The 24,570-nt window shown below is 47.6% G+C and carries 20 protein-coding genes; 5 read left to right on the top strand and 15 right to left on the bottom strand.

Features of this window, described 5'->3' with window-relative positions; translation table 11 throughout:
* Positions 1–52: 52 nt before the first annotated feature.
* From urtB to ppx, 11 genes are all read right to left on the bottom strand, one after another.
* Complete coding sequence (urtB, locus tag KFF03_RS16655) at positions 53–1,711, bottom strand: urea ABC transporter permease subunit UrtB (RefSeq protein WP_255858050.1); 1,659 nt, start codon at positions 1,709–1,711, stop codon at positions 53–55.
* Positions 1,712–1,827: 116 nt separating this feature from the next.
* Positions 1,828–3,093 (bottom strand): urea ABC transporter substrate-binding protein, encoded by a 1,266-nt coding sequence (gene urtA, locus KFF03_RS16650; protein ID WP_255860952.1) that lies wholly within the window; start codon positions 3,091–3,093, stop codon positions 1,828–1,830.
* Positions 3,094–3,502: 409 nt separating this feature from the next.
* Positions 3,503–3,730 (bottom strand): HupE/UreJ family protein, encoded by a 228-nt coding sequence (locus KFF03_RS16645; RefSeq protein WP_255858049.1) that lies wholly within the window; start codon positions 3,728–3,730, stop codon positions 3,503–3,505.
* Positions 3,731–3,749: 19 nt separating this feature from the next.
* Complete coding sequence (gene ureG, locus KFF03_RS16640; RefSeq protein ID WP_255858048.1) at positions 3,750–4,445, bottom strand: urease accessory protein UreG; 696 nt, start codon at positions 4,443–4,445, stop codon at positions 3,750–3,752.
* A 274-nt stretch (positions 4,446–4,719) separates the two neighbouring features.
* Complete coding sequence (locus tag KFF03_RS16635) at positions 4,720–5,400, bottom strand: urease accessory protein UreF (RefSeq protein WP_255858047.1); 681 nt, start codon at positions 5,398–5,400, stop codon at positions 4,720–4,722.
* On the bottom strand, positions 5,400–5,912 hold the full coding sequence (gene ureE, locus KFF03_RS16630; RefSeq protein WP_255858046.1) for an urease accessory protein UreE: 513 nt from the start codon (positions 5,910–5,912) through the stop codon (positions 5,400–5,402). The genes KFF03_RS16635 and ureE overlap by 1 nt, the downstream gene beginning before the upstream one ends.
* Positions 5,913–6,172: 260 nt before the next feature.
* Positions 6,173–7,876 carry an urease subunit alpha gene (gene ureC / locus KFF03_RS16625; protein ID WP_255858045.1) on the bottom strand — a complete coding sequence of 568 codons (1,704 nt, stop codon included), beginning with the start codon at positions 7,874–7,876 and terminating at the stop codon, positions 6,173–6,175.
* Positions 7,877–8,037: 161 nt separating this feature from the next.
* Positions 8,038–8,343 (bottom strand): urease subunit beta, encoded by a 306-nt coding sequence (locus tag KFF03_RS16620; protein WP_255858044.1) that lies wholly within the window; start codon positions 8,341–8,343, stop codon positions 8,038–8,040.
* 142 nt (positions 8,344–8,485) lie between these two features.
* On the bottom strand, positions 8,486–8,788 hold the full coding sequence (gene ureA, locus KFF03_RS16615) for an urease subunit gamma (RefSeq protein ID WP_255858043.1): 303 nt from the start codon (positions 8,786–8,788) through the stop codon (positions 8,486–8,488).
* A gap of 181 nt (positions 8,789–8,969) precedes the next feature.
* Positions 8,970–9,860 carry an urease accessory protein UreD gene (locus tag KFF03_RS16610; protein WP_255858042.1) on the bottom strand — a complete coding sequence of 297 codons (891 nt, stop codon included), beginning with the start codon at positions 9,858–9,860 and terminating at the stop codon, positions 8,970–8,972.
* A gap of 282 nt (positions 9,861–10,142) precedes the next feature.
* A complete protein-coding gene (ppx, locus tag KFF03_RS16605) occupies positions 10,143–11,684 on the bottom strand; it encodes an exopolyphosphatase (RefSeq protein WP_255858041.1) in 1,542 nt (513 codons plus the stop codon).
* A gap of 149 nt (positions 11,685–11,833) precedes the next feature.
* Between ppx and trxA the strand changes: the two genes are divergently transcribed.
* The 4 genes from trxA to KFF03_RS16585 all read left to right on the top strand — a co-directional run bounded on the left by trxA (position 11,834) and on the right by KFF03_RS16585 (position 14,685).
* Positions 11,834–12,160, top strand: coding sequence for a thioredoxin TrxA (trxA, locus tag KFF03_RS16600; protein ID WP_255858040.1), 327 nt, complete (start codon positions 11,834–11,836; stop codon positions 12,158–12,160).
* A gap of 172 nt (positions 12,161–12,332) precedes the next feature.
* On the top strand, positions 12,333–13,598 hold the full coding sequence (gene rho, locus KFF03_RS16595) for a transcription termination factor Rho (RefSeq protein ID WP_255858039.1): 1,266 nt from the start codon (positions 12,333–12,335) through the stop codon (positions 13,596–13,598).
* Between the two features lie 186 nt (positions 13,599–13,784).
* Positions 13,785–14,141: a hypothetical protein gene (locus KFF03_RS16590; protein ID WP_255858038.1), complete on the top strand. Its 357-nt coding sequence runs from the start codon at positions 13,785–13,787 to the stop codon at positions 14,139–14,141.
* Between the two features lie 163 nt (positions 14,142–14,304).
* A complete protein-coding gene (locus KFF03_RS16585; protein ID WP_255858037.1) occupies positions 14,305–14,685 on the top strand; it encodes a hypothetical protein in 381 nt (126 codons plus the stop codon).
* Here the strand turns inward: KFF03_RS16585 and KFF03_RS16580 are convergent.
* Positions 14,682–15,764, bottom strand: a complete 1,083-nt coding sequence (locus tag KFF03_RS16580; RefSeq protein WP_255858036.1) for a two-component system response regulator — start codon at positions 15,762–15,764, stop codon at positions 14,682–14,684. The genes KFF03_RS16585 and KFF03_RS16580 overlap by 4 nt on opposite strands.
* 3 nt (positions 15,765–15,767) lie before the next feature.
* The gene (locus KFF03_RS16575; RefSeq protein WP_255860951.1) at positions 15,768–19,688 is read right to left on the bottom strand and encodes a transporter substrate-binding domain-containing protein; all 3,921 of its coding nucleotides are present in this window, start codon (positions 19,686–19,688) and stop codon (positions 15,768–15,770) included.
* Positions 19,689–19,963: 275 nt separating this feature from the next.
* Here KFF03_RS16575 and KFF03_RS16570 point away from each other — a divergent pair, with 275 nt between their 5' ends.
* A complete protein-coding gene (locus KFF03_RS16570) occupies positions 19,964–20,617 on the top strand; it encodes a Frag1/DRAM/Sfk1 family protein (RefSeq protein WP_255858035.1) in 654 nt (217 codons plus the stop codon).
* Positions 20,618–20,678: 61 nt separating this feature from the next.
* On the opposite strand, the gene KFF03_RS16565 is transcribed toward KFF03_RS16570, so the two are convergent.
* Both KFF03_RS16565 and rbbA read right to left on the bottom strand, forming a co-directional pair.
* A complete protein-coding gene (locus tag KFF03_RS16565) occupies positions 20,679–21,803 on the bottom strand; it encodes an ABC transporter permease (RefSeq protein WP_255858034.1) in 1,125 nt (374 codons plus the stop codon).
* Positions 21,804–24,566, bottom strand: a complete 2,763-nt coding sequence (gene rbbA / locus KFF03_RS16560; protein WP_255858033.1) for a ribosome-associated ATPase/putative transporter RbbA — start codon at positions 24,564–24,566, stop codon at positions 21,804–21,806. It abuts the gene before it with no gap.
* Between the last annotated feature and the right edge of the window lie 4 nt (positions 24,567–24,570).

Raw genomic sequence — 24,570 nt, 5'->3', positions numbered from 1 at the left:
TCCAATACAGTCAGACTGAAATATTCAACGGTGTTAACTTAAAGTGAATATATCAACCTTCAACCGCACGACCTTTCAGAGCAAACAGCCCTCGTGGTCGTTTCTGAATAAATAAAATAATAAATACCAGTACCAGAATTTTTGCTAATACTGCACCGGCCAGTGGTTCGAAGAATTTATTCGCTACACCCAAAGACATGGCAGCAACCAGAGTGCCCCATAAATTACCGACGCCACCAAATACCACCACCATAAAGGAGTCGATGATATAAGCCTGTCCCAGGTTCGGACCAACATTGGTTAACTGGCTTAATGCCACACCAGCAATGCCCGCAATACCGGAGCCTAAACCAAAGGTCAGCGCATCGACCCAACCGGTACGAATCCCCATAGAATTTGCCATCGGACGATTCATGGTCACAGCACGCATCTGTAAACCAAATAAGGTTCGTTTTAACACCAGCGCCAAAGCCGCCAGCACCAATAAGCTGAAAATAATGATGTATAAACGGTTAAAGGTAAGTTCCAATGCTGGATTGATCATAAAGGTGCCAGCCATCCAGTCCGGCGTTGTGACATCGCGGTTTAATGGGCCAAAAATAGAACGTACCGCTTGCTGTAAAATCAGGCTGATACCAAAGGTTGCCAGCAAGGTTTCTAATGGACGGCCGTATAAATGGCGAATTACCGAGCGCTCAATTAACACGCCCACTAAGCCACTCACTAAAAATGCAGCCGGAATCGCAACGACCAATGACATACCAATGGAATTCGGCATTAACTGTTGCACCACATAGGTGGTATACGCACCCAGCATAATCATTTCACCATGGGCCATATTAATCACGCCCATCACCCCAAAGGTAATGGCCAGACCAATGGCGGCCAACAGCAGTACTGCGCCCAGAGACAGGCCAAAATACAGATTTTCAGCATAGCTGTTCAGTTTTAATAACTGATCAATATTTTCGATGGTTTTAGTGGCCAGCTGATATTCATCAGCGCGGCTTTTCTGTTGCTCTTCAGAGAAGCCATCAGCAAATTTACTCAGCGCCACACGCACTTCGGAATATAACGAACGATCTAACGCGTTAATTGCTTGCAATCGGATATCGGCGTCAGCACTGTTCAGGTTCTGTAATGCCTGAGACAGCAATAAAACCTCAGAAACTTTTTGCCTTTCTTCAGCCTTAATCAGTTTTCTCAGTTCTTCAGACGCGATTGAATCCGGTGCTTTTAACAGATTTTGTGCAGCATTAAAGCGTTGCTCATCATTGCCGGATGAAATCTGAATTAACGCAATCGCCGAACGTAACTGACGGCGAATTTTATTATTTACGCCAATTTTTTTGAATTTACGTTTGCCGATATTTTCAACAGGCTGGTCACCAAAGGCCTGTTTAATGCCCTGTTCGGATTTAAAGGATTCGACCAACACCAATAACTTGTCGGATTTTCGATAATAAAGCTCTGAATCCAGCATTGCCTGGAGTAGCGTCAGTGTTTTTTCGTCAGATATCGCAGACATCTGCTCAATAATATTTGCTTTTTTCTTATAGTTGGCACTGGGTAACTGTTGTGCCAGTAGCTCAAGCTCGTTATTGCCTGATACATCGGTCGGTTCAATGCTTTCTGTTTGAGCTTGTAACGGACCTGCAATAGAGAGAAGAAGAGCCAATAACCAAATCGAGAGAGATTGAGTTACGCGCATGGGAATATCCCTTTTCGAATATAAGGTTGGACGAGTCGCCCAATAAAGATCAATAAGCGGGCAAAAAATAAGGAGCCTGACATCAGGCTCCTTATTGCACACTAATGGTGTTGCAATTATTCCGCGGCTACCGCAGCGCCACCACAGCTCTTAGTTACGGTGTTGTAGTTACCGCAGCTAACCGGTGCTGTCCAATCGGAGATCAGGTTGGCAGACTCTGGCAGGTAATCGGTCCAGGCATCACCCTTAACTACTTCGTCGGTTTTCCAAACGATATCAAATTGACCATCATCCTGAATTTCACCAATTAATACTGGCTTAGACAGATGGTGGTTTTCATTCATTTTCGCCATACCACCAGTCAGGTTAGGCACTTCAATACCGTACATGGCTGCACGCACTTTATCGACGTCTTCGCTTTTCGCCTTTTCAACCGCTTTTGCCCACATCTGGAAACCAATATAGGTCGCTTCCATTGGGTCATTGGTTACGCGATCTTCATCTTTAGTGTAAGCCTGCCACTGTTCAATGAACTTATCATTAGTATCGGATTCAGCACTCTGGAAGTAGTTCCAAGCCGCTAAGTGGCCCACTAATGGAGAGGTGTCAAAACCGGACAGTTCTTCTTCGCCCACAGAGAAAGCGACCACTGGAATATCTTCAGCGCTGATGCCCTGGTTCGCCAACTCTTTATAGAAAGGAACGTTAGCATCACCGTTTACGGTTGAAACAACTGCGGTCTTCTTACCTGCGCTACCGAACTTTTTAATGTCAGAAACGATGGTTTGCCAATCGCTGTGGCCAAATGGTGTGTAGTTGATCATGATGTCTTTTTCAGCAACACCTTTTGATTTCAGGTAGCTTTCTAAAATCTTATTGGTGGTGCGTGGATAAACGTAGTCGGTTCCAGCCAATACCCAACGTTCAACTTCACCGTCTTCCATCAAATAATCAACGGCGGGAATAGCCTGTTGGTTAGGCGCAGCACCGGTGTAGAACACATTGTAAGAAGACTCTTCACCTTCGTACTGAACCGGGTAGAACAGCAGGCCATTTAATTCTTCAACAACGGGCAAAACAGATTTACGGGAAACAGACGTCCAGCAACCAAAAATAACGTCTACTTCTTCTTTTTCTAATAATTCACGGGTTTTTTCCGCAAATAAAGGCCAGTTAGAAGCCGGGTCTACCACGACTGCTTCCAGCTTCTTACCTAACAGTCCGCCTTTTTTGTTCTGTTCTTCAACCATCATTAATACAGTATCTTTTAATGTGGTTTCGGAAATAGCCATGGTGCCTGACAGAGAGTGCAGTACACCAACTTTAATCGTATCGGCTGCATTGGCTAAACTTACCCCCGCTGCCAACGCACTGATTGCCATGACTTTGCTTGCTTTCTTCAGAACATTAAATCCAGTTTTTTTCATGATTATTCATCCTTTATACGGACTGTTTTAAATGAAGTTCTGATCTGCTACAGAGCTACGTCGATTAACGTATTGCAATATCAGACCAGTTGTTTTTAAAGCTGAATAACCTAGAGCAAGGGGTGTACCAATTTTTTAAATGCCTGTTTTTAAAGCATTGTCTGACTATTACTGGGCAATTTAGTGTTTATAACTCTGAGGTCTATGGTTCGATGCACTAAATGTGAACATTAAATTTCAATTTGATTTCGTTGTGGTGCATTTATGATCTGAAAAGGAATGACTCCGCTTCTGTACTTAGAGTTAACAGGTCCTAATAAACAAAAAAACCGGCTTGCGCCGGTTTCAATGAGATAGAGCTGTATCAGAAGTCTTTTGAATTCTCTGACTTTTTGTTTTTCAGTGTTTTATAGCCCACAACGGCAACAACCACACCAGTGATAATCATGGCCAAGTGATCTGGCTCGGTCAGCTGGTGCATCAGGTTAGCGAAAACACCACCAATGGAGTGGCTATGATCAGCATGAGCCAATGCCTGCGCCGAAGCAGCTATACCGGCAGCCGTCAGCAGTAATTTTTTAACAATATTCATCGTGTCTTCCTCTTACAATTTATTCAGATCGAGTGGAGGCAACGCTGCCATCTTTCGCTGGGTCATGGCCTGGAATCATGTTGGCTAATGCAGGCTCAATGGATTCACGCTTTTCTAACATGCCGTGGTCGATAATAAAGCGGATAATTTCACCGATACCTTTGGTGGTTTCAACATTCGCTAATACAAACGGGCGGTCTCCACGCATTTTTCGGGTATCACGATCCATAATTTCCAATGATGCGCCAACGTGTTCGGCAATATCGACTTTGTTGATGATTAATAGATCCGACTTGGTAATACCCGGGCCACCTTTGCGCGGAATTTTATCGCCAGCGCACACATCAATGACATAGATGGTTAAGTCGGATAATTCCGGGCTGAACGTCGCCGATAAGTTATCACCGCCACTTTCTACCAGCACCATTTCTAAGCCGTCGTGGGCATCTTGCAGTTGCTTAACCGCAGCCAGGTTCATCGACGCATCTTCACGAATGGCAGTGTGTGGACAGCCACCGGTTTCAACACCCAGAATGCGGTCTTCTTCTAATGCCTCTTTGCGCATCAGGAATTTGGCATCTTCTTTGGTGTAAATATCATTGGTTACCACGGCGATGTTGTAATGCTCGCGCATGGTTTGACAGATTTTTTCTAGCAGTGCAGTTTTGCCGGAACCAACCGGGCCACCTACACCAACGCGCAATACTTGTTTCATTTTTCTACCTGATTCCTTCGCTATTATCAGATGAAATATTGATGTTTTTGGCGAGAGGGGTAAATCACATGGATGTGATTTATTAGCCTTCAGGGACGAACTTGTAGCGCCCCGGTAGCCAAAATCTCAATGTTTCATTTAATACAAACCGGATTAATAAGATGGATACTTTTCCAGTCGGAGCACAAAAAGCCACGTCCCTGTGATCTTTGTGCTCTCGCAACATCCTGTTGCTGCTTTGGAAAAGCATCCATCTTCTTAATCCTCAAATTCTTTAAGACCTAAACAAACGAGAATATTGCTGCTCGTGCAGCGACGACGCTATCGCCAATCCCATTAAGCCCGTTCCTATTTGTTCATCTTCAATGTTTTGTGCGGCATCACATACCCGCGTTAATAACGGAATGATTTGCTGCAGAATTTTCTGACCATCGGTTTGCCCCATCGGCATCGCCTTACTGGCGCAGGCGATCTGGTTTTCTACCCAGCTCCAGGCAAAACCTAATAACGCCGTTGGCTCATCAATATCCGATAACACCGCCGCCAATGCGTTCATCGCAACAACCGTAGGTTGTGGGCACTGATCTAAATAACGTTGGCGTTCAGCATCTTGACCCAGATGCCACTGAGCAAAGGCACCTCCCACCTGAATATCTTCCAGATAGAGTTCTTTAGTTTCACGGAACGATATTAATGTTTCATTCCAATAATTCACGGCTTCAAAGTCACTGTTTTTCCAAGCACGATAAAGGCGCAAATACAGCGGCAAATCTAATTGCCCTAAACCAAACTCAAAACTGTGGTCAATCCACTGCTGTACGTCATCACGGTTTTTGCACCAGCCTTTATCCAAGGCGTATTCCAACCCTTGTGAATACGCAAACGCGCCCACCGGCAATGCCGGACTGGAGATATGCAATAACGCCAATAACGATGCCGCGTTTTGAGTCGTCATTAGTGGCTGTGCCCGTGACTATGTGAATGCCCGTGCGAATGACCGTCATCGCCATGATGGTGATGATGACCACCCGTACCCGGAGCATAAGCACCATTCTCTGGCTCAAAGGTTGCCAGCTCATGAGTCACATGAATGCCTAAACCGTGCAGCATGTCGTCTAATACGTAGTCTTCCTGAAAGCGTAAAAAACCTTCGCCAATTTGTAATGGCACATGGCGATTACCCAGATGGTAACAACCACGGGCAAATAACGTTGGATCTTCAACGTGTGCAGTGGATACTTTTTCGCTTTGTGCATTCACAATTAAAAAATCACCATCGGCATTGGTTAATACTGTACCGTGGCGTAGCACCTGGCCACGTTCAATCTGAATGCCCGCATCCAAACCGGATTCAGTTTTAATCTTTAAGCGACCACGCTTGCGATCATCAAACGTCAGGCACACGATTTCTGCTGACGGTATGTCCGCAGCCAATGTGCCTTCGGCTAATTGAGTAAAAATTTTCATATGTTTTCTAATTTATCAAATCATTCTGTGGAATATTGATGGTGTTGGTTGCAGGGGTCCATCACATGGATGTGATGGATTAGCCTTCAGGGACGAACTGGTAGCGCCCCGAAAACCAACATCTCAATATTGCACTTATCTTTCAGCATTATTCGATCATTTATACGCAACACGCCGTGAATCCATCCTTGGAGGCTCGTCCGCAGCATCCATGCTGCCGAAGGTTGCTTAATAAACAATCAAATAATGCTTCATAGTCTTTAAAACAAATAATAACGCTGTGCCATCGGCAGCTCTGTCGCTGGCTCACACTTCAATTCAACACCATCTGCTGTAACCACATAGGTTTGTGGATCAACTTCCAACACAGGCTGGTAGTCATTCAGCTTCATATCCGCTTTACGAATCGAACGCGTATCACGCACCGCACTTAATTGTTTTTTCAAACCTAAATAATCTAGCGTACCTTTTTCTAACGACGCTTTAGACACAAAGCTGATGCTGGTTTCATGCACTGCTTTGCCCATCGCACCAAACATCGGACGATAATGCACTGGCTGCGGCGTTGGGATGGAAGCATTTGGATCACCCATCGGTGCGCCCGCAATCATGCCGCCTTTTAAAATTAACGAAGGCTTAGTACCAAAAAACGCAGGTTTCCATAAAACCAGATCCGCTAATTTACCCACTTCAATCGACCCCACTTCGTGTGCAACACCCATGGTAATCGCTGGGTTAATGGCGTATTTAGCAATGTAACGCTTACAGCGGAAGTTATCGTTATCAGCAGAATCCTCTGGTAAGGCACCACGCTGCACTTTCATTTTATGAGCGGTTTGCCAGGTACGGGTAATCACTTCACCAACACGGCCCATCGCCTGAGAGTCAGACGAGATCATGCTGAACGCACCAAGGTCATGCAGAATATCTTCCGCCGCAATGGTTTCCCGACGAATACGGGAGTCAGCAAAGGCAACGTCTTCTGGAATATTCGGATCTAAATGGTGACACACCATCAACATGTCCAAATGTTCGTCGACGGTATTGACTGTGTAGGGGCGAGTTGGGTTGGTGGAAGACGGTAAAACATTATCCGAGCCACAGGCCTTAATAATATCCGGCGCATGGCCACCACCGGCACCTTCAGTGTGATAAGTATGAATCACACGATCTTTAAATGCCGCCAGCGTATCTTCAACAAAGCCGGATTCATTTAAAGTATCGGTATGGATCGCCACCTGCACATCGTATTCTTCCGCCACCGATAAACAGTTATCAATCGACGCCGGAGTGGTGCCCCAGTCTTCGTGCAATTTTAAGCCAATCGCACCGGCTTCAATTTGCTCGTTGAGCGGCCCCGGTAAACTGGCGTTACCTTTACCTAAGAAACCAATATTCATCGGTAAATCTTCAACCGCTTGCAACATCTTGCCAATGTGCCACGGCCCCGGAGTACAGGTGGTTGCATTAGTACCCGTCGCCGGGCCAGTACCGCCTCCCAACATAGTGGTGACACCACTCATTAAGGCTTCTTCAACTTGTTGTGGGCAAATAAAATGAATATGCGCGTCGATGCCGCCCGGAGTCACAATCTGTCCTTCACCTGCAATCACCTCAGTACCGGCACCTACTTCAATAGTGATGCCTTCCTGAGTATCCGGGTTGCCCGCCTTACCAATGGCAGTAATACGTCCGGCTTTAATCGCAATATCGGCTTTAACCACACCCCAATAATCGAGGATTAACGCGTTGGTAATAACAGTATCCGGTACGTCGGCACTGAGCGCCTGACTTTGCCCCATACCGTCACGAATGACTTTACCGCCACCAAATTTCACTTCGTCGCCGTAAACGGTGTAATCTTTTTCTGGCGAAATAAATAATTCGGTGTCACCTAAACGAACTTTGTCACCCACGGTTGGGCCGTACATATCGGCATAAGCGCGACGATCAATTTTAGCCATCTTAAATCTCCCCTATTTTTTATTTAACAGGCTAGTGAAAACGTTTGCGAGGCAGCCAGAGCAAGGCAAAAATCAGAGAGAAAGCGCAGTTTATAGTCATAAATGAGCATTTATATCTGATTTTTAACGCGGCTATGGCAACGCAGGTAGTTTTCACCCTGTTAAACTTTGCCCATCACATCGCCACGGAATCCATAAACTTCTTTTTTACCGGCGTATTCAACCAGTTCTACCGTACGCACCTGGCCGGGCTCAAAGCGCACTGCCGTGCCTGCAGCAATATTTAAACGAAAACCTTTTGTGACTTCGCGTTCAAACCGCAACGCTAAATTGGTTTCGTAGAAATGGTAATGACTGCCTACCTGAATTGGACGGTCACCGGTGTTAGCCACTTCCACTTCAACCGTTTTACGGCCCACATTGATTTCGATATCGCCATCGGCGCAGATAATTTCACCTGGAATCATATTTCTTCTCCTTTTATCTATTGAAAACGTCATTGAGGCAGTCAGAGCAAGGAAAAAATGAACGAGAAAGTGGAGCTTATGTGGTTATAAGTGAGCATTTTCGAGTTCATTTTTAACACCGCTATGACAACGCAAATAGTTTTCAAGCGATGGGGTTGTGGACGGTGACGAGCTTAGTTCCGTCGGGGAATGTTGCTTCCACCTGCACTTCCGGCAACATCTCAGCAATACCATCCATCACATCATCCCGGCTTAATACCTGACGACCCGCATTCATTAAATCGGCAACGGTTCGGCCATCGCGCGCACCTTCCATAATAAAAGCGCTGATTAAGGCAATGCTTTCCGGGTAGTTAAGTTTTACACCACGGTCTTTGCGTTTTTGCGCCAGTTCAGCCGCAACAAACAACAGTAATTTATCTTTTTCTCTGGGAGACAGTTCCACGTTTATTCTCCAGTCTTATTTCTAAATTAATTTAACTTTTTGCTGAACACTATTTGTGAGTGATTGATGGTGTTTTCTGAAGGGGTCCATCACAGGGATGTGATGGATTAGCCTTCAGGGACGAACTGGTAGCGCCCCGTAAGAAAATATCTCAATAACTCACGTTAAATTTCATAGCACTTTAAGTACGCCAGATTCTTGGAGCACAGGGTTCTTTACCCACGACATCGTTACGCAGTTGCGCCCATAACTGTTCAAAACAATGACGTACCTGTTCAGCTTTATTGCCCAGAATCCGGGCAATAAATACATCAGGCTTTTGTGTCACCGCGACCGTTAATGGTTGTTCACTATCATTGGTCGCTTCCTGCCAGGCGATAATTTTTTCACCCAGCTCATTGGTGTCTGTCATCACGGTGCGATTAATCAAAAATGTGCCAAACACATGAAAGTTCTGAAAGCCAACATGACTGGTTTGAAGCGGTGAGGGTGCTACAAACTGCAATCGATCGGAAAAAAGCGGCAGACCATCACGACGTAACATCAGGCTTTGCATTAGCTGCCCTTGCTCAAAAAACTGCTCACTTTCAAAGCGGCCGAGGCAGGTAATTTCCCAACCAACAAACAAACCATTTCCTGAGATGTCGATGGTGGTTGTGAGCTGGCCATCGGCGCCATCGAAGACGATATTTTCCTGAGGCAAATATTCGAGAACACTGCCGTCACCAATGGCAATAGAGACATGTTGGCCTTGAGGAATACCACTGATGTTGTTGTAAATCTTGCCGGCGGAGGGTGTGGTCATTAATACGTGTGCACCGTCCTGTAGCCTTAAGTCGATTGAAAGCTGGTCACCGCCAACCAAGCCACCCGGTGGATGCAATAAATAGAAATGCAAACATTCCGGACCTTCCGGAAAAAATGGACGCTGTACCCGCAGCGGGCCGAAATGTTCGGTTTTCCCTAAGCGGGTGTCGCCATACTGTGCTGAAAACTCCGCACTGAAGCGTGCCAGCCAGCGTTGTGTATCCAGCCCGGGATGTTTTTCAATAGGGTTAAGCGCTATGTTCACACCGTCCTCACATTCGATGCGTGATGCTTTTGAAAATATCACGCACCAAAATTGAGCGATTTCTCAGGATGTGCCCCAAAATGATCGCTGCAATCTGATTAATAAACGGTTTGTGAGCCTTTTTCTGGCGAAGAATACGCAAAATGCACCCAAACCGTTCAGTTTGTTAAAACTCTTAATAAGGGTTAGCAAATGCAGTGCCATTAAAAGCTGACCGAGCGGATAGCTTTGTGGTGAGGGAAGGATGGAGAGCTTAGGGCCTGTTAAGAGGCCCGGTTAATCTCAGGAAAAGCTCAGCTGCCAGTCAATGTCATTGAAATAGTCGACTTCGCTGGTTAAGTCTCTGGCGGTGAGTGGGTGTTGTTCGAGCCAGCCTTCCGGTAATTCCAGATGAATACTGTGTTCGCCCAGCTGTATTTGTGGTGTCGGAACCGGATGTGCACCACGGCTGTGATTCAGTAGTACTGCAAGCCGCAGTAATAACGATAGCTTCAGCACCGTGTCGCGCTGAGTGGCAGATAACACCGCCATCTCTTCTAACGGATAGCGGCGACGATGGCTGCGCACCAGGAATCCCAATGTGGCCTGACCCTGGCGAGTAAAACCCAATAAGTCGGAATAGCGCAGCAAATACGCGCCGTGTTTGTGGAAACCCGCATGCGCAATGCTCAGGCCTATTTCATGCAGTTGCGCCGCCCAGGCCAGCCAGTGTTTCCAGCTGCCCGACAGCTGCCAGTCTTTTTTGACCTGCTTAAACAACAACAATGCCGTGTCTTTTACCCGTTCTGCCTGAGCATCATCCACATAAAAACGCTCCATCAGAGACTGCACCACACGATTACGCACATCTTCATGGGTGGAGCGGCCGACTAGATCCCATAACGCGCCTTCACGCAGCGCACCGTCGGAGTAGGTCATAACTTCGACATCAAAGGTTTCAAAGATGGCTGTTAAAATTGCCAGGCCACCAACAAATACCTGAGCACGTTCGGGTTTTACGCCGGGCAGGTCAACGTCATCCACATGATGGAATTGCAATAACCGCTGGCGCAGCTTGCTCAGTCCATCCCGGGTCAGCCCTTCGTTACTCCAGCCGTTTTCGACAACGGCTTGTTCGGCCGCGCGAATGGTGCCGGATGAGCCAACCACATTTTTCCAGCCCAGCTTTTTATAGGCGGATTCAATATTCTGCAGTTCTTGCTTGGCCGCGTTTACGGCCTCGCGGAAGTGGCTCTCGGTGATCAGGCCATCAATAAAGAAGCGCTGGGTAAACGACACACAGCCCATGTGTAAGCTTTCCAGTGCCTTGGGCTCAAACTTGGAGCCGATAATAAACTCGGTCGAGCCGCCACCAATATCCACCACCAGGCGCTTACCCTGATCATCGGCCAGGGTGTGAGACACGCCGAGGTAAATCAGGCGCGCTTCTTCCCGGCCAGCAATGACCTCAATCGGGTAGCCGAGAATCTCTTCGGCACGCACAATAAACTCCTGGCGGTTGCGCGCTGCCCGCAGCGCATTGGTGGCCAGTACGCTGACCCGCTCTGGGTTCATGCCCTGAACCCGTTGAGCAAATTCGCGTAGGCAGTCCAGCCCGCGTTGTTGTGCCTCTTCGGATAAGTGATTCTGAGCATCCAGGCCAGCCGCTAATTGTACTTTTTGTCCACGTTTCTCCAGTGTGCGGATTTCGCCTTGAAACTCCTGGGCCACCACCATGTGAAAACTGTTGGAACCTAAATCGATTGCGGCAATCAGATCATCTGACTGCTGTGATGTGTGACCATGAGTGAAGGAATCAGAGGGCTCAAATGGGGCTTCGGACATAAAAGACTCTTGAATTTGTTTTTTCTGACACTATATAGATGGAACACAGAATACACGCCTGACGATAAATCTCGAATTGATTCCGGACAAACCGGGCGTACAATAGCCGCAGCATTTGCAAAATTTCACATATTCCATAGGGGAAACACATGAGTGACCAAATCCTGACCGTATCCGACGATTCATTTGACGCTGACGTACTGGGTTCTGACCTGCCAGTACTGGTGGATTTCTGGGCTGAGTGGTGTGGTCCTTGTAAGATGATTGCTCCGGTACTGGAAGAAATCGCTGAAGAATACGAAGGCAAGCTGAAAATCGCGAAGCTGAACATCGACCAGAACGAAGCGACGGCGCCTAAGTTTGGTATCCGTTCTATCCCAACCCTGATTCTGTTCAAAAACGGCAACGCCGAAGCGACCAAAATTGGCGCAATGAGCAAATCTGAGCTGACTGCTTTTATTGAACAATCTTTATAAGACTGTTTCCTGAAGCAATAACCGCATAAAAAAGCGCTTTATTGGCTTTTTATGCGGTTTGGCTGTAGACACCCCCCACTTTCCTGTCTATAGTCTTTCTTCATTCAACGCCGTCCTGGCGCCTCTTCTAGATTTAAAATCTTTAATTTTCTAACAACACAAACCTACCTGTATGAATCTTTCTGATCTGAAACTCAAATCCGTCCCTGAGCTGTTAAACATCGCAAAAGAAATGAACCTGGAACACGTGAGCCGAACGCGTAAACAGGACATCATCTTCGCGATTCTTAAAAACCACGCCAAAAGTGGTGAAGATATCTACGGCGAAGGTGTGCTTGAGATCCTTCAGGATGGTTTTGGTTTCTTGCGTAGCGCCAGCAGCTCGTATTTGGCCGGTCCGGATGATATCTATGTATCTCCAAGCCAGATTCGTCGCTTCAACCTGCGTAAGGGTGACAAAATTGAAGGTAAAATTCGCCCACCAAAAGACGGCGAACGTTATTTTGCGATGCTTAAAGTCGCCAAAATTAACGACGACAAACCTGAAAATGCCAAATCTAAAATCTTATTCGAGAACTTAACACCCTTGTTCCCGGATGAGCGCCTGGTACTGGAAGTGGGCACTGGCTCAACCGAAGACCTGTCTTCCCGGGTACTGGATCTGATTGCTCCGATAGGTAAAGGTCAGCGTGGCCTGATCGTAGCACCACCAAAAGCCGGTAAAACCATGCTGCTGCAAACCACAGCACAGGCCATTACCCGCAATAATCCGGAAGCTGAGCTGATCGTACTGTTGATTGACGAGCGTCCGGAAGAAGTAACCGAAATGAAGCGCTCTGTACGCGGTGAAGTGGTGGCGTCGACCTTCGATGAGCCACCATCCCGTCACGTTCAGGTCGCTGAAATGGTGATCGAAAAGGCCAAGCGTCTGGTTGAACACAAACGTGACGTTGTGATCCTGCTGGACTCCATCACTCGTCTGGCGCGTGCTTACAACACCGTAGTGCCTTCCTCCGGTAAAGTATTAACTGGTGGTGTTGACGCCAACGCACTGGAAAAACCAAAGCGCTTCTTTGGTGCTGCCCGTAACGTCGAAGAAGGTGGTTCATTAACCATTATCGCCACAGCGCTGGTGGATACCGGTTCTAAGATGGACGAAGTGATCTTCGAAGAATTTAAAGGTACCGGTAACCAGGAATTACACCTGGATCGTAAGATTGCTGAAAAACGCATCTACCCGGCGATTAACATCCGTCGCTCTGGCACCCGTCGTGAAGACATGATGTTTAAAGAAGCTGACCTGCAACGTCTGTGGATTCTGCGTAAGCTGATGAGCGAGATGGAAGACGTACAGGCGATTGAGTTTATGCTGGATAAACTGCGTCAGACTAAAACCAACGATGAGTTCTTTGACTCCATGCGTGGTGGCAAAAACTAAGTTTTTGCATTTCTGGCAGTATCATCAAAGCCCTGATATGGAGACATATCGGGGCTTTTTTGTTTTTGGTACTTTTTCCTTAATTGATGGCAGTTGGAATATTACTTTTATGTGGCTGGAGTAGTTTATAGGTTCTATGATTTTTCAATGATGAATTCAAAAAATGTTAGTTAATAAGGAAATTATGTGCGATTAATTGAGCAATATGGAGATATATCACGTGCAGAGTATGTTGCGGAAAAACTAAGAAGAAGAGGTATTCTTACGCACATTTCATCTAAAAGATCATTTAACTTGTCTAGAATGACTACAGGAGCACTAAATGTTGGGCTTTGGACTGTTCTGGATTTTCAGTATGACGATGCATGTGCAGTTCTTCGGAACTCAAAGCATGAGGTCACTTCAGGCTTGAATGAGGAAGAAATAACTCAGCTTGAATTTAAAACACAAGAATTATCAACGAGATTTTTTAATAAAATTTTAATTAAATTAGGTGTTTTAATTGTGACTTTTCTTTGTGTTTTATTATATTGCATGCTTTAGATTTACATAAAAATCCATATTTAAGATCCGATAATCTGAACACCTCAAAAAAATTAAAGGTATATTCATTGAACATGTGGCAATAAAGTCACCCTACATATTGACCCCAGCCACAATTCCTATTTAATAAACATGACTTATCATCAACCTGAAGGAAGGACCCATGAAAACCCTGTTGATCTCCTCTGCTTTAACGCTTCTGTCGGCCAATGCTCTGGCTCTGGAAAATATCACCACGACTTGTAACCACGGTACTCAAACACGTGTGATCGAAGTGGTGTACCGTGATGACAGCCAGCTGCCTTGCGAAGTGCAATACACCAAAGAAACTGGCACCGAAACTTTATGGAGCGCCCAGAACCTCGAAGGTTACTGCGAAGAAAAAGCCGCTGCGTTTGTTGAGAAGCAACAAAGCTGGGGTTGGGAATGCTCGACCGCTGGCTTACCTGCTGCTGTAGAAAGCGTTACTGAAACAGCAGTTGAAGCTGATACTGAAGCTGCAGTCGAAGCAACGACAGAAGCGCTGGCGGAAGACGGCGTTTAATTATCATCCGCAAAGCGTTTGGCAATGGCGATAAAGGTGGATTCCAGTGATTCAAAGGCATCCACCATCACCGGATCAAAATGGTTACCTTTGCCTTCACGAATAATCTCGCCTGCCGTTTCAAACGGAAACGCCTCTTTATAAACCCGGCGACTGATCAAAGCATCGTAACAATCGGCAACGGCCATCAGGCGAGCCGATAAAGGAATATGTTCGCCATAGAGCCCACTCGGGTAACCCGTGCCGTCCCAGCGTTCATGATGGTAATAAACAATATCTTTAGCCATCGCCAGAAAACTGGAATCACCGTATTCTTTTTCTGCGGTATCCAGAGCGGCCTTGCCATATTCGACGTGCTTTTTCATTTCCTCCCATTCATCGGCATCCAGTTTGCCGGGCTTTAGCAAGATTCTGTCTGGCACACCGACTTTGCCAATGTCATGTAAGGGGGCCGATTTAAATAACAGCTCAATATAGGCATCATCTAATTGCTCGGTAAATTGGCCGCTGCTGCGTAAATGTTCCGCCAGCGCTTTAACATAATGCTGCGTGCGGCGAATGTGCATGCCGGTTTCATTGTCGCGGGTTTCTGCCAGCGAGGTCATGCAATAAATCGCCATGTCCTGAGTGCGCGATAGTTCCTGCGTGCGTTCGTAAACACGCTGTTCCAGGTGGTCGTTGTATTCTTTTAACTGTTTGCGGGTTTGTTGCAGTGACAGGTGTGTTGCCACCCGCGCACACACTACGGGTGGAGAGAATGGTTTGATGATGTAATCACAGGCGCCACTGGCAAAGCCTTTTATTTCATCTTCCACCTCACTTTTTACGGTGAGAAAAATAACCGGAATATCCTGAGTTCTTGGTGTGGCTTTGATTTTTTCACAAACCTGGTAGCCGTCTTCATCCGGCATCACAATGTCCAGCAGGATTAAATCTGGTAACACGTCTGACTCAAGTAGGCGCAGTGCCTGGTCACCACTTTTAGCCAGCGTTACCTGATACTCGGGGCTGAGTAATTCAACCAGCACTTTAATGTAAAACGCCTCATCATCAACAATCAGTATGCGCTGTTTTGTCATAGGTCAGTCATCCTTTTCATCCGATAAAGCGGCGGCCACAAACTGGTGTGCCTGTTCGAAGTCAAAATCATCCAGCATTTTTGCTAAGGGTATGCTGATAGAGTCTGGCAAAGAAGGGGCAATCAGGTCAAAAGTCGTTTGGGCTGAGGCATCGCCTTGTTGCAATAACGTCGTCAATTCCGCCAATGATTGGCGGGCATCATTATTAATGGTTTGTATGGTGTCAGCTGAAGCCAATGTTGGGTTATCTGGCTGAATTAAAATGCCACTGCGTACCAGATTTTCAAATAACTCGTTAAAGCTTTCGCAAAAACGTTTCCAGGGCAGGCTGGTAATCACTGAATCCACGGATCTGCCAGGCTGTTTCAGCAATTGATTAAAAGCCTCGGCATCTTTTTCAAAATCACTGGCCCCTATATTCGCGGATACTCCCAGCAGGGTATGAACCAGGCGTTTCGATTTTTTCAGGTCGCCCGTTTTTAAGGCCTGACTGAGGTCATTCAGATCGTTGCGGTGCTTTTGATAAAAACTATTGAGCAGAGTGAAATACAGTGTTTGGTTACCACCAACCCGGCTAATGCCCCATTGAATATCAATGCCTGGAATCTGAATGTCCTGAATCTGATTATCAGTGTCGCCGGTGGCAGTATGATGTTGAGGGTCGTGCTCTGGCGCTTCGCCCTGAGGCAACCACTGACTGAGAACCTCAATGAAGTGATCCGGGTCGATGGGTTTGGCAATGTGGTCATTCATACCGGTTGCCAGACAGCGTTGTTTGTCTCCCAGCATCGTATGAGCGGTCATGGCAATAATCGGCAGACTGTTTAACTTTTCATCCTGGCGAATAATCGCAGTTGCCTGTAAGCCATCCATCACCGGCATTTGTAGGTCCATTAATACCAGGTCGTAATGTTTCTGGCGGATCGCTTCAATCGCTTCCACACCATTGGTGGCGGTGTCGGCCATAATGCCAACTGAGTGCAATAACTCCAGCGCCACCGCCTGGTTAATTTCGTGGTCTTCAACAACCAGTACGTCACCTAATAACCAGACCGGTTTGTCGGTGCGTACTTTGCCACGCTGTTCAGGGTTTACTGAAAATATTTTCATGATGCTGTCGAATAAAACGGATGCATTCACCGGCTTCATCAGCAGTGCATCCAGTTCATGATTTTCGGCACTTCGGAAAACATCCTCGCGACCATACGCAGTGATCAGAACCCGGGCAGGTGCGCGGCTTAACGACAACTGTTCAATCGACTTTAAGGTTTCAATGCCATTCAGTCCCGGCATTTGCCAATCGGCAATCACCAGGCCAAAAGGTTCGCCCTGATCGTCCATGCTTTTAACCAGAAATGCGGCATCTTCACCGCTGGCTAAGGTGGTTACCTGAAAAGAAAAGGACTCGAGCATATCCTGCAACAACTGTCGCGCAGACGGGTTGTCATCAATGGCTAAAACCCTTAATCCCTGTATGGCTTCACAGGGGACAAACTTTGATGCGTCGGATTCATTGTCTTCTGCTTCAAGCTCAATCGTGAAATAAAAACGGCTACCAACCCCCAGTTCACTTTCAACATACAGCTCACCGCCCATCAGCTGAATTAACTGGCGGGCGATGTGCAGACCCAGGCCGGTACCCCCTTGTTTTCGTGTCACGCTGCCATCGGCCTGGACAAAGGGTTCGAATAAATACGGCAGAAAATCCGGGTCGATACCAGAGCCGGTATCCTCAACACTGAACTGCAATTGAACTTTGTGATCTGGATTTGGTGTTTCGGTCATTGACGTGACTCTGACCCGCACTTCTCCCTGATCAGTGAACTTAATAGCATTCTGCGTCAGGTTAATTAAGACCTGGCCGATTCTTAACGGGTCACCCATTAAATGTTGTGGAATATGAGCATCGACATCCAATAAAATTTCGATGCCTTTCTCACTGGCTTTCAGAGATAACATATCCGCCAGTTCTGAAAACACACTGTGGATATTAAATGGCAGGTTATCAATATCAAGCCGGCCTGCTTCCACCTTAGAAAAGTCCAGAATATCGTTGATGATGCCTAATAGCGCCGTCGCTGACTTCTTGATCTTATGGGCGTAACCCACCTGATGAGGGCTGAGTTCTGAACGTAATAATAAATGGTTCATGCCAATAATAGCATTCATCGGGGTGCGGATTTCATGCGACATATTCGCCAGAAACTGACTTTTAAACTGGCTGGCATGTTCGGCTGCTTCTTTGGCCCGGGCTAAATTTTTCTGGCTTTTCTTTAATGCTTCCTGGGTTCGTTTTAATTTTCGGTTCCACAATAAAATTACAACAATCACCGGTAATAAAACGGCAAGGGTTAACAGAATGGTACGGAAAATTTCTTCTTTTGAAATGTGGTAATCAAATGCAACCTGGAACCAGTGATTTTTGATCCTTTTTTTCTGATACTCCGGGATGTTTTCAATGGCTTTGTTTAATAAAGGCAGTAGCGCCTGTTTGTCTTTGTTGACCCCGATGCTTTGATAATATTTATGGTCGATCGGCGCAGACACTTTAATATTACGAATGCCATATTTCTCTAATACCCAGGACGATGTACCCAACAAACCAACATAGGCATCGACTTCTCTGGAGCTTAGCGCGATTAGTGCATCCTGAGTGGTGGCATAACTCACCAGTTGGTAATCGTTTTGTTTTTGCAGAATATCCTCAATGGCAAAACTCGCACCGACGGCCACTTTTTTGCCGGATAAATCGGATAATGAATTCACAAAGCGCGTATCTTCATGAACCAGAATCATATAAGGGTGCACCATGTAAGGAATACTGTAGAGGGTGTACTCGGAGCGTTTGGCTGTTGGGTTAACACCGGAGATCAGGTCGATTTCGCCATTCTCAAATGCTTCCCAGGTTTCCTGCCAGCTGGCGTGTGAAACGGCTTCAAAGCGAACGCCCAGCTGTTCCTCAATCAACTGGTTGTATTCGGTGGCGAGGCCGGTTAACTGGCCCTGATCGTCGACAAATTCAAACGGTGGCCAGGCCGGGTCGACCCCGATTTTCAGCGGTGGCAGGGATTGTAATAAGCGTGTTTCCGCTTCTGTCCAGCCTTGTCGCGGTTGCTCCTCTTCTGTAATACCGCTCCAGCGTGACTGGATGCCGGACTTAACGGCACCCGGGATGGAACGCAGGGCTTTATTCAGAATGGTGACAAAAGGCTGCCAGTGTTGATCCGGATGGATAGCAAATGCCTGGTGTGCGACGTCAAACGGTGTGTGATCGGAAATATAGAGATTGCCGATATGTAATTCGTGTCGTAGCCAGTCGACCAGCACTTTTTCGGCAATATAAAAGTCGGCTTCACCGGCGGCCAGCCCCAACATCGCTTGCTTGGAATTATCAAAATATTTAATCCGGATGTCGGGGAATATGCCGCGTATTTCCTGCTCAAAGTAATACCCTTTTTCTAACGCAAGAACGCGGTTAGCAAATGCAGCGGAGTCCTGAACCGGGTCCTGCATCCGGCTGACAATCACCTTGCCGGCGCTGAATATGGTGTCGGAGAACCATAACGACTGCATTCTTTCCGGAGTGCGGACAACAGATGCAGCAATAGCAAGATCGCCGTCCTGAAGGGCATCCATCATATCGTCAAAACTGGGGTACTGCTTCAGCGCAAACTGTATTCCCAGAAAGCGTTCAATATGATCCAGATACTCCGCCAGCATACCGCTGTGTTTGCCGGAATCATTAAAAAAATCAACCGGTGGCCAGCGGCCATCGACCCCCAGCGTAATTACGGTGTTGCGACTGAGCCAGTCTTTTTCGGCCTGGGTCAGCGTCAGTGTTTGTGGGTCGGTATCAAATGAAGGGTGAAACGAGGACGTCTGATGTGCGGTTGTCACGCCGCTTAAAAATAACAGAATTATCATCACCAGGCGAAGAGCAAGCCTTGATCGGCGGAGCAGATGGTTCCCCGCTGCAGAAACTCCTGGATAAATGAGATAGCGATCCAGCATACACAAGGTTTCCCATTCTTCTGCATTCCGTACAAGTGCACCGATGTTGCCTGAATTAACAAGCACTTACCAGAGTCCGGAAGCGCTAAACACGGCAGCTGTCGGGTTTGACACAACACTGGTAACGATTGACGTTTTTTTTATTTATACTGCCGGGCACACGGTTTATAGACGATTGAGAGCGCGTTATGTCATTTGGTCAGGTCACGGCACTGCTGAGTTTTATTCTGTCGATGGGAACCATCGCAGTTACCTACTGGGTGGGCACCACCCAGGGCACGGCGGAATTGTGCAATCCGTTTTTTGATGGTTGTACCGATATCACTCACACCGGCATGAAAGGCGACGGTGGCTTTATTTTTCGTGGGGGCATGATTGCCGCCACGGTCTTTTTTGTGATTTGGTGGCAGCTGATGCGCAGCTGGCTGCAGCCCTACAGTGGTAAGGTCGCACTCAATTTTATGCAGTTTTTTGGCACCCTGGCGGCGGTTGGTTTGTTAGTGGGTACTGCTGTGTTGTTACCCGAAAAAGACGCGACTCGTTGGGGCGTTCATGTTCGTGGTGCCAACCTGTTTTTTCAGGGTATGTTGATTGCCCTGACGATTAACTTTGTGTTGATTTTTAAAGCCCGGAAACAGGGCCTGACGGTGCCATCCTATCGTGTCAAAGTGGCGTTAATGGCGGTGCTGTGGTTTATGTTTGTGGCGTTTGCCGGTGTTACTGTGGGTATTGAAATGAGCCACGGCAAACGCATTATTGAATGGTGGGCAACACTGTTTATCGGCTGTTATTTCCTGACCGCGTATTGGGATTGGAAGCAGGTTCGCATCGCGGTCAGTTAAATCAGGCATCGCGGTCAGTTAATCTGACACCGCGTTTATCCGATGTTAGCCGCCTGATGTCTCAGGCGGCGCCTTCTATTGCTTTTCTGAAACGCCGCAGTGCGATGATAAAAAACACGCCCCCACTGATGGAAAGCGTCAGTAATTGTGGCCAGACGCTGTTGACCCCCGCACCACGGTACAACACCGCTTGTGAGAAGCTGACAAAATGGCTGGACGGCGACAGCTGCATAAACCAGCGCACCAGGTCCGGCATGCTCTCCTGTGGCGTTGTACCACCGGATAACAAATACATCACCACCACCACGGGAATAATCAGCAAGCCAAACTGAGACATGGAATACGTCAGCGTACCCAGCATGATGCTGAGCGAGGTCAGGGAAAATAAATACAGCACCGCCCCGGCGGTGAATAACAACACAGACCCCTGAATCGGTACTCCCAGCCAGCCGTGCACCACCAACCACAACGACAATAACGCCACGACCAGAATCACCAGGCCATTGGCCCAGATTTTCGCCAGCATGATTTCAGCTGGGGTCACGGGCATGACTAACAGATGCTCGATGGTGCCGTGCTCCCGTTCGCGGATCAGCGCTGCGCCGGTCAGAATAATACCCAGCATGGTGATGCTGTTTACCAGCTGCATCAGGGCATTAAACCAGCGTGAGCTGGAGTTGGGATTAAACAGCTTACGCACATTCACGGTCAGCGGCAGATTGCCCGATAATGGGCGGTTCGGTGCCAGATATTTGATGACTTCGCGGTTAATGATTTGCTGAATATAAACTGCACCGTTGCCGGCTAAAGCAATGGCGGATGCATCAATGTTAACTTGTATTTCCGGGTGGTTACCCAGGCGCAGATCTTTTTCAAAGTTCGGCGGGAAAACAACCACAAACACGTATTCGCCATCTTTCAGCACCGTGTCGATGCGATCGGCTGCAATAAACCCGGCTGGCTTAAATTGTGGTGGCAAGAATGCCGAGCTGATACGACGGCTGAGGAAAGAGCGATCTTCATCGACAATCGCGATACTGGCATCTTTCACTTCAAAATTGACGCTGGTTGCAATCGAATGGATCGCAAGCGAAAAGATATACACAATCAGCAACATCAGAATGAAATCGGCTTTCAGGCTGAACAGTTCTTTAATCCCCAGGCGAGCAATATTATTCAGATTCATTTATCGCTCCTGTTTATTCAGGCCAAACCAGGCCAGGCCGGTAAAAACAACAATAAACCCGGCCAGCATCAGATGGTTAAACCACAGGTCCGTCCAGCTGAGTGATTTGGTAAAGCTACCAATGCTGATTTGCTGGAACCAGGAAGAAGGGAAGCTGATACCAATCATTTGCCCGCTGTCGCTCAGGGAGGAAACCGGTATTAATAACCCGGAAAAATTCACCGCCGGAATAATGCTCAGCACCATCGAGGCAAACATGGCGGCAATCTGAGTTTTGGTAAAGGTCGATATAACCAGGCCAAAGCTGGTGGTTGCCCAAACATACAAAATAGCCCCCAGCGCTAATGCCGATAAAGAACCTTTCACGGGTACATCAAACAGCAATACCGCCAGCGCTAATAATGAAATAAAACTGATAAACGCAATGGCGATATAGGGCGCTTGCTTACCACACAAAAACTCAAGTCGGGTCACCGGGGTGGAATAAAAATTGGCGATCGAGCCACTTTCTTTTTCGCGCACAATGCCTAATGCCGTCATCATTGCCGGAATCATCACCAGCATCAGCATGACAACCCCGGGAACAATGGCAAAGACACTTTCAAAACTTTGGTTGAAATAAAAGCGGCTCTGAATATTCAGGGGTAATAAATCCCGGTTGCCATACGGCGAGGCGGCCATTATTTTTTCCAGTTCCGTCAGTGTCAGCCCGGTGACATAACCTTCAGTGGTTTCGGCTTTAAAGGGCATGGCACCATCAATGGTGACATTAACGGTAGGGTGATCACCCTGTAAAAAGTCACGACCAAATCCGGGAGGAATTTCAACAAACAGCGTCAGTTTTCCTTGCTGAATTAAATCCAGTCCTTGTTGATAAGTGGCCAGTTCCGCTTGTTGTTGAAAATAACGTGAACCCGATAAGCTGGCGGTTAATGTGCGGCTTTCAAGTGAGTGATCATGATCCAGAACGGCGTAGGTTAATTCCTCGACATCAAAGGAAATACCATAACCAAAAGCCAGCATCAGAAATAAAGGCCCAAACAGGGAAAATGCCAGACGGATTGGATCGCGTAGGATTTCCAGTGTTTCGCGCTGGGCGTATGCCCACCAACGCCGCAGGCTCACGCCTGTGATTGCCTCTTTTACTGTACCTGCCGTGTTATCTGACGTTGTATCCGCTACTGCGGCTGGAGCGTCTTCCGAGGCTTCTGCGGTCGGCAGAGAGGCTTCTTCTGACGACCGAGAGGCTTCGGATAAATAATCAACAAATGCCCCTTCCAGCGAATCAAATCCACGCTGTTGCGCCAGCTGTTGTGGCTCACCGACTGCCAACACTTCACCGGCGTGCATCAGAGACACGCGATCACAACGTTCGGCTTCATTCATAAAATGTGTCGAGATAAAAATCGTCACCCCGTCGTTGCGGGATAAATCAATCAGCTGTCGCCAGAACACATCCCGAGCGACCGGGTCAACGCCGGAAGTCGGCTCGTCGAGAATCAAAATCTCCGGCTTGTGTAATACCGCTACGGCCAGTTGCAGGCGCTGGCGAATGCCCAGTGGCAAGCTGGCGGGTAAGGTGTCGGCCACCTGTTCAAGATTGTACTGTGTTAATAATTCAGCGATGCGGTTGTCTGCCTGTTCGCCCTGGAGGTCGTAGAGGCTGGCATGCAACTCCAGATTTTTGCGCACGCTGATTTCGGAATACAGAGAAAAACTCTGCGACATATAACCAACTTTGCGGCGGGTGGCTAAATCCTTCGGATCGGGTTGTTGGCCAAACAGCCGGGCGTCACCGGAAGAAATTGGCAGCAAGCCGGTGAGCATTTTCATGGTGGTGGTTTTGCCACAACCATTCGAGCCAAGAAAGCCAAAAATCTCGCCTTTCTGAATGTTAAACGAGACATTGTTCACGGCGATAAAATCGCCAAAGCGGCGCGTCAGGTTGTGCGCTTCAATCGCGGCTTCGTCGCTGAATACCGTGAGTGGTTCAACCACAACCGGTTGGTGTTGTTGGCGTTTTGCCTTGGGTAAGAGTCGAATAAAAGCCTGTTCCAGATTTTCGCTGCCGGTTTGTTGCAGCAGTTGTTGCGGGCTGCCGGTGGCAATCAGATTGCCGTCGTCGAGTGCGGCGAGCCACTCAAACTGCTCGGCTTCTTCCATATAAGCGGTGGCCACAATCACGCTCATGTTTGGCCGTTGCTGACGGATGTTATCGATCAGTTGCCAGAACTGTTGGCGTGACAGTGGATCAACACCGGTGGTTGGCTCATCGAGTATCAGTAAATCCGGGTCGTGAATTAATGCACAACACAGGCTCAGCTTTTGTTTCATGCCGCCGGAGAGTTTGCCTGCCGGGCGATCGAGAAACGGGAAGAGTCCGGTTGCCCGGGTCAGATGTTCAATACGTTGTTGACGTTCTTGTTGCGACTGGCCGAATAAATTGCCAAAAAAATCCAGGTTCTCGCTCACACTTAACGTCGGGTACAGGTTACGGCCCAGGCCCTGGGGCATATAGGCCACCCGCGACAACAGCTGCTTGCGGAACGACCGGTCATGAATGTCGCCATCCAATACCTTAAGGCTCCCTTGCTGCAGTTGTTTAACACCGGTGATCAGTGCCAGCAAGGTGGATTTACCAACCCCATCCGGGCCAATGATTCCGGCCATCACACCCGCCGGAATGTTCAGTGTTTCAAGCGATAACACCGTTTGCCCATCGTATTGGTGACGAATATCACAGGCTTCGACAATAGACTTCATGCGC

The sequence above is a fragment of the Bacterioplanoides sp. SCSIO 12839 genome (assembly GCF_024397975.1).
Classification (GTDB): domain Bacteria; phylum Pseudomonadota; class Gammaproteobacteria; order Pseudomonadales; family Oceanobacteraceae; genus Bacterioplanoides.
The sequence above is the reverse complement of the archived record's forward strand: the minus strand, read 5'-3'. Positions and strand labels throughout refer to the sequence as shown.

What these genes read in the sequence shown, in the direction of transcription:
- KFF03_RS16585 (WP_255858037.1), top strand. Translation starts at nt 14,305, where the DNA reads ATGAAAACCCTGTTGATCTCCTCTGCTTTAACGCTTCTGTCGGCCAAT.
- KFF03_RS16575 (WP_255860951.1), bottom strand. Translation starts at nt 19,688, where the DNA reads ATGATAATTCTGTTATTTTTAAGCGGCGTGACAACCGCACATCAGACG.
- KFF03_RS16635 (WP_255858047.1), bottom strand. Translation starts at nt 5,400, where the DNA reads ATGACGACTCAAAACGCGGCATCGTTATTGGCGTTATTGCATATCTCC.
- urtB (WP_255858050.1), bottom strand. Translation starts at nt 1,711, where the DNA reads ATGCGCGTAACTCAATCTCTCTCGATTTGGTTATTGGCTCTTCTTCTC.
- KFF03_RS16620 (WP_255858044.1), bottom strand. Translation starts at nt 8,343, where the DNA reads ATGATTCCAGGTGAAATTATCTGCGCCGATGGCGATATCGAAATCAAT.
- KFF03_RS16565 (WP_255858034.1), bottom strand. Translation starts at nt 21,803, where the DNA reads ATGAATCTGAATAATATTGCTCGCCTGGGGATTAAAGAACTGTTCAGC.
- ppx (WP_255858041.1), bottom strand. Translation starts at nt 11,684, where the DNA reads ATGTCCGAAGCCCCATTTGAGCCCTCTGATTCCTTCACTCATGGTCAC.
- KFF03_RS16580 (WP_255858036.1), bottom strand. Translation starts at nt 15,764, where the DNA reads ATGACAAAACAGCGCATACTGATTGTTGATGATGAGGCGTTTTACATT.
- rbbA (WP_255858033.1), bottom strand. Translation starts at nt 24,566, where the DNA reads ATGAAGTCTATTGTCGAAGCCTGTGATATTCGTCACCAATACGATGGG.
- rho (WP_255858039.1), top strand. Translation starts at nt 12,333, where the DNA reads ATGAATCTTTCTGATCTGAAACTCAAATCCGTCCCTGAGCTGTTAAAC.
- ureC (WP_255858045.1), bottom strand. Translation starts at nt 7,876, where the DNA reads ATGGCTAAAATTGATCGTCGCGCTTATGCCGATATGTACGGCCCAACC.
- ureE (WP_255858046.1), bottom strand. Translation starts at nt 5,912, where the DNA reads ATGAAAATTTTTACTCAATTAGCCGAAGGCACATTGGCTGCGGACATA.
- KFF03_RS16645 (WP_255858049.1), bottom strand. Translation starts at nt 3,730, where the DNA reads ATGAATATTGTTAAAAAATTACTGCTGACGGCTGCCGGTATAGCTGCT.
- trxA (WP_255858040.1), top strand. Translation starts at nt 11,834, where the DNA reads ATGAGTGACCAAATCCTGACCGTATCCGACGATTCATTTGACGCTGAC.
- urtA (WP_255860952.1), bottom strand. Translation starts at nt 3,093, where the DNA reads ATGGCAATCAGTGCGTTGGCAGCGGGGGTAAGTTTAGCCAATGCAGCC.
- ureG (WP_255858048.1), bottom strand. Translation starts at nt 4,445, where the DNA reads ATGAAACAAGTATTGCGCGTTGGTGTAGGTGGCCCGGTTGGTTCCGGC.
- KFF03_RS16570 (WP_255858035.1), top strand. Translation starts at nt 19,964, where the DNA reads ATGTCATTTGGTCAGGTCACGGCACTGCTGAGTTTTATTCTGTCGATG.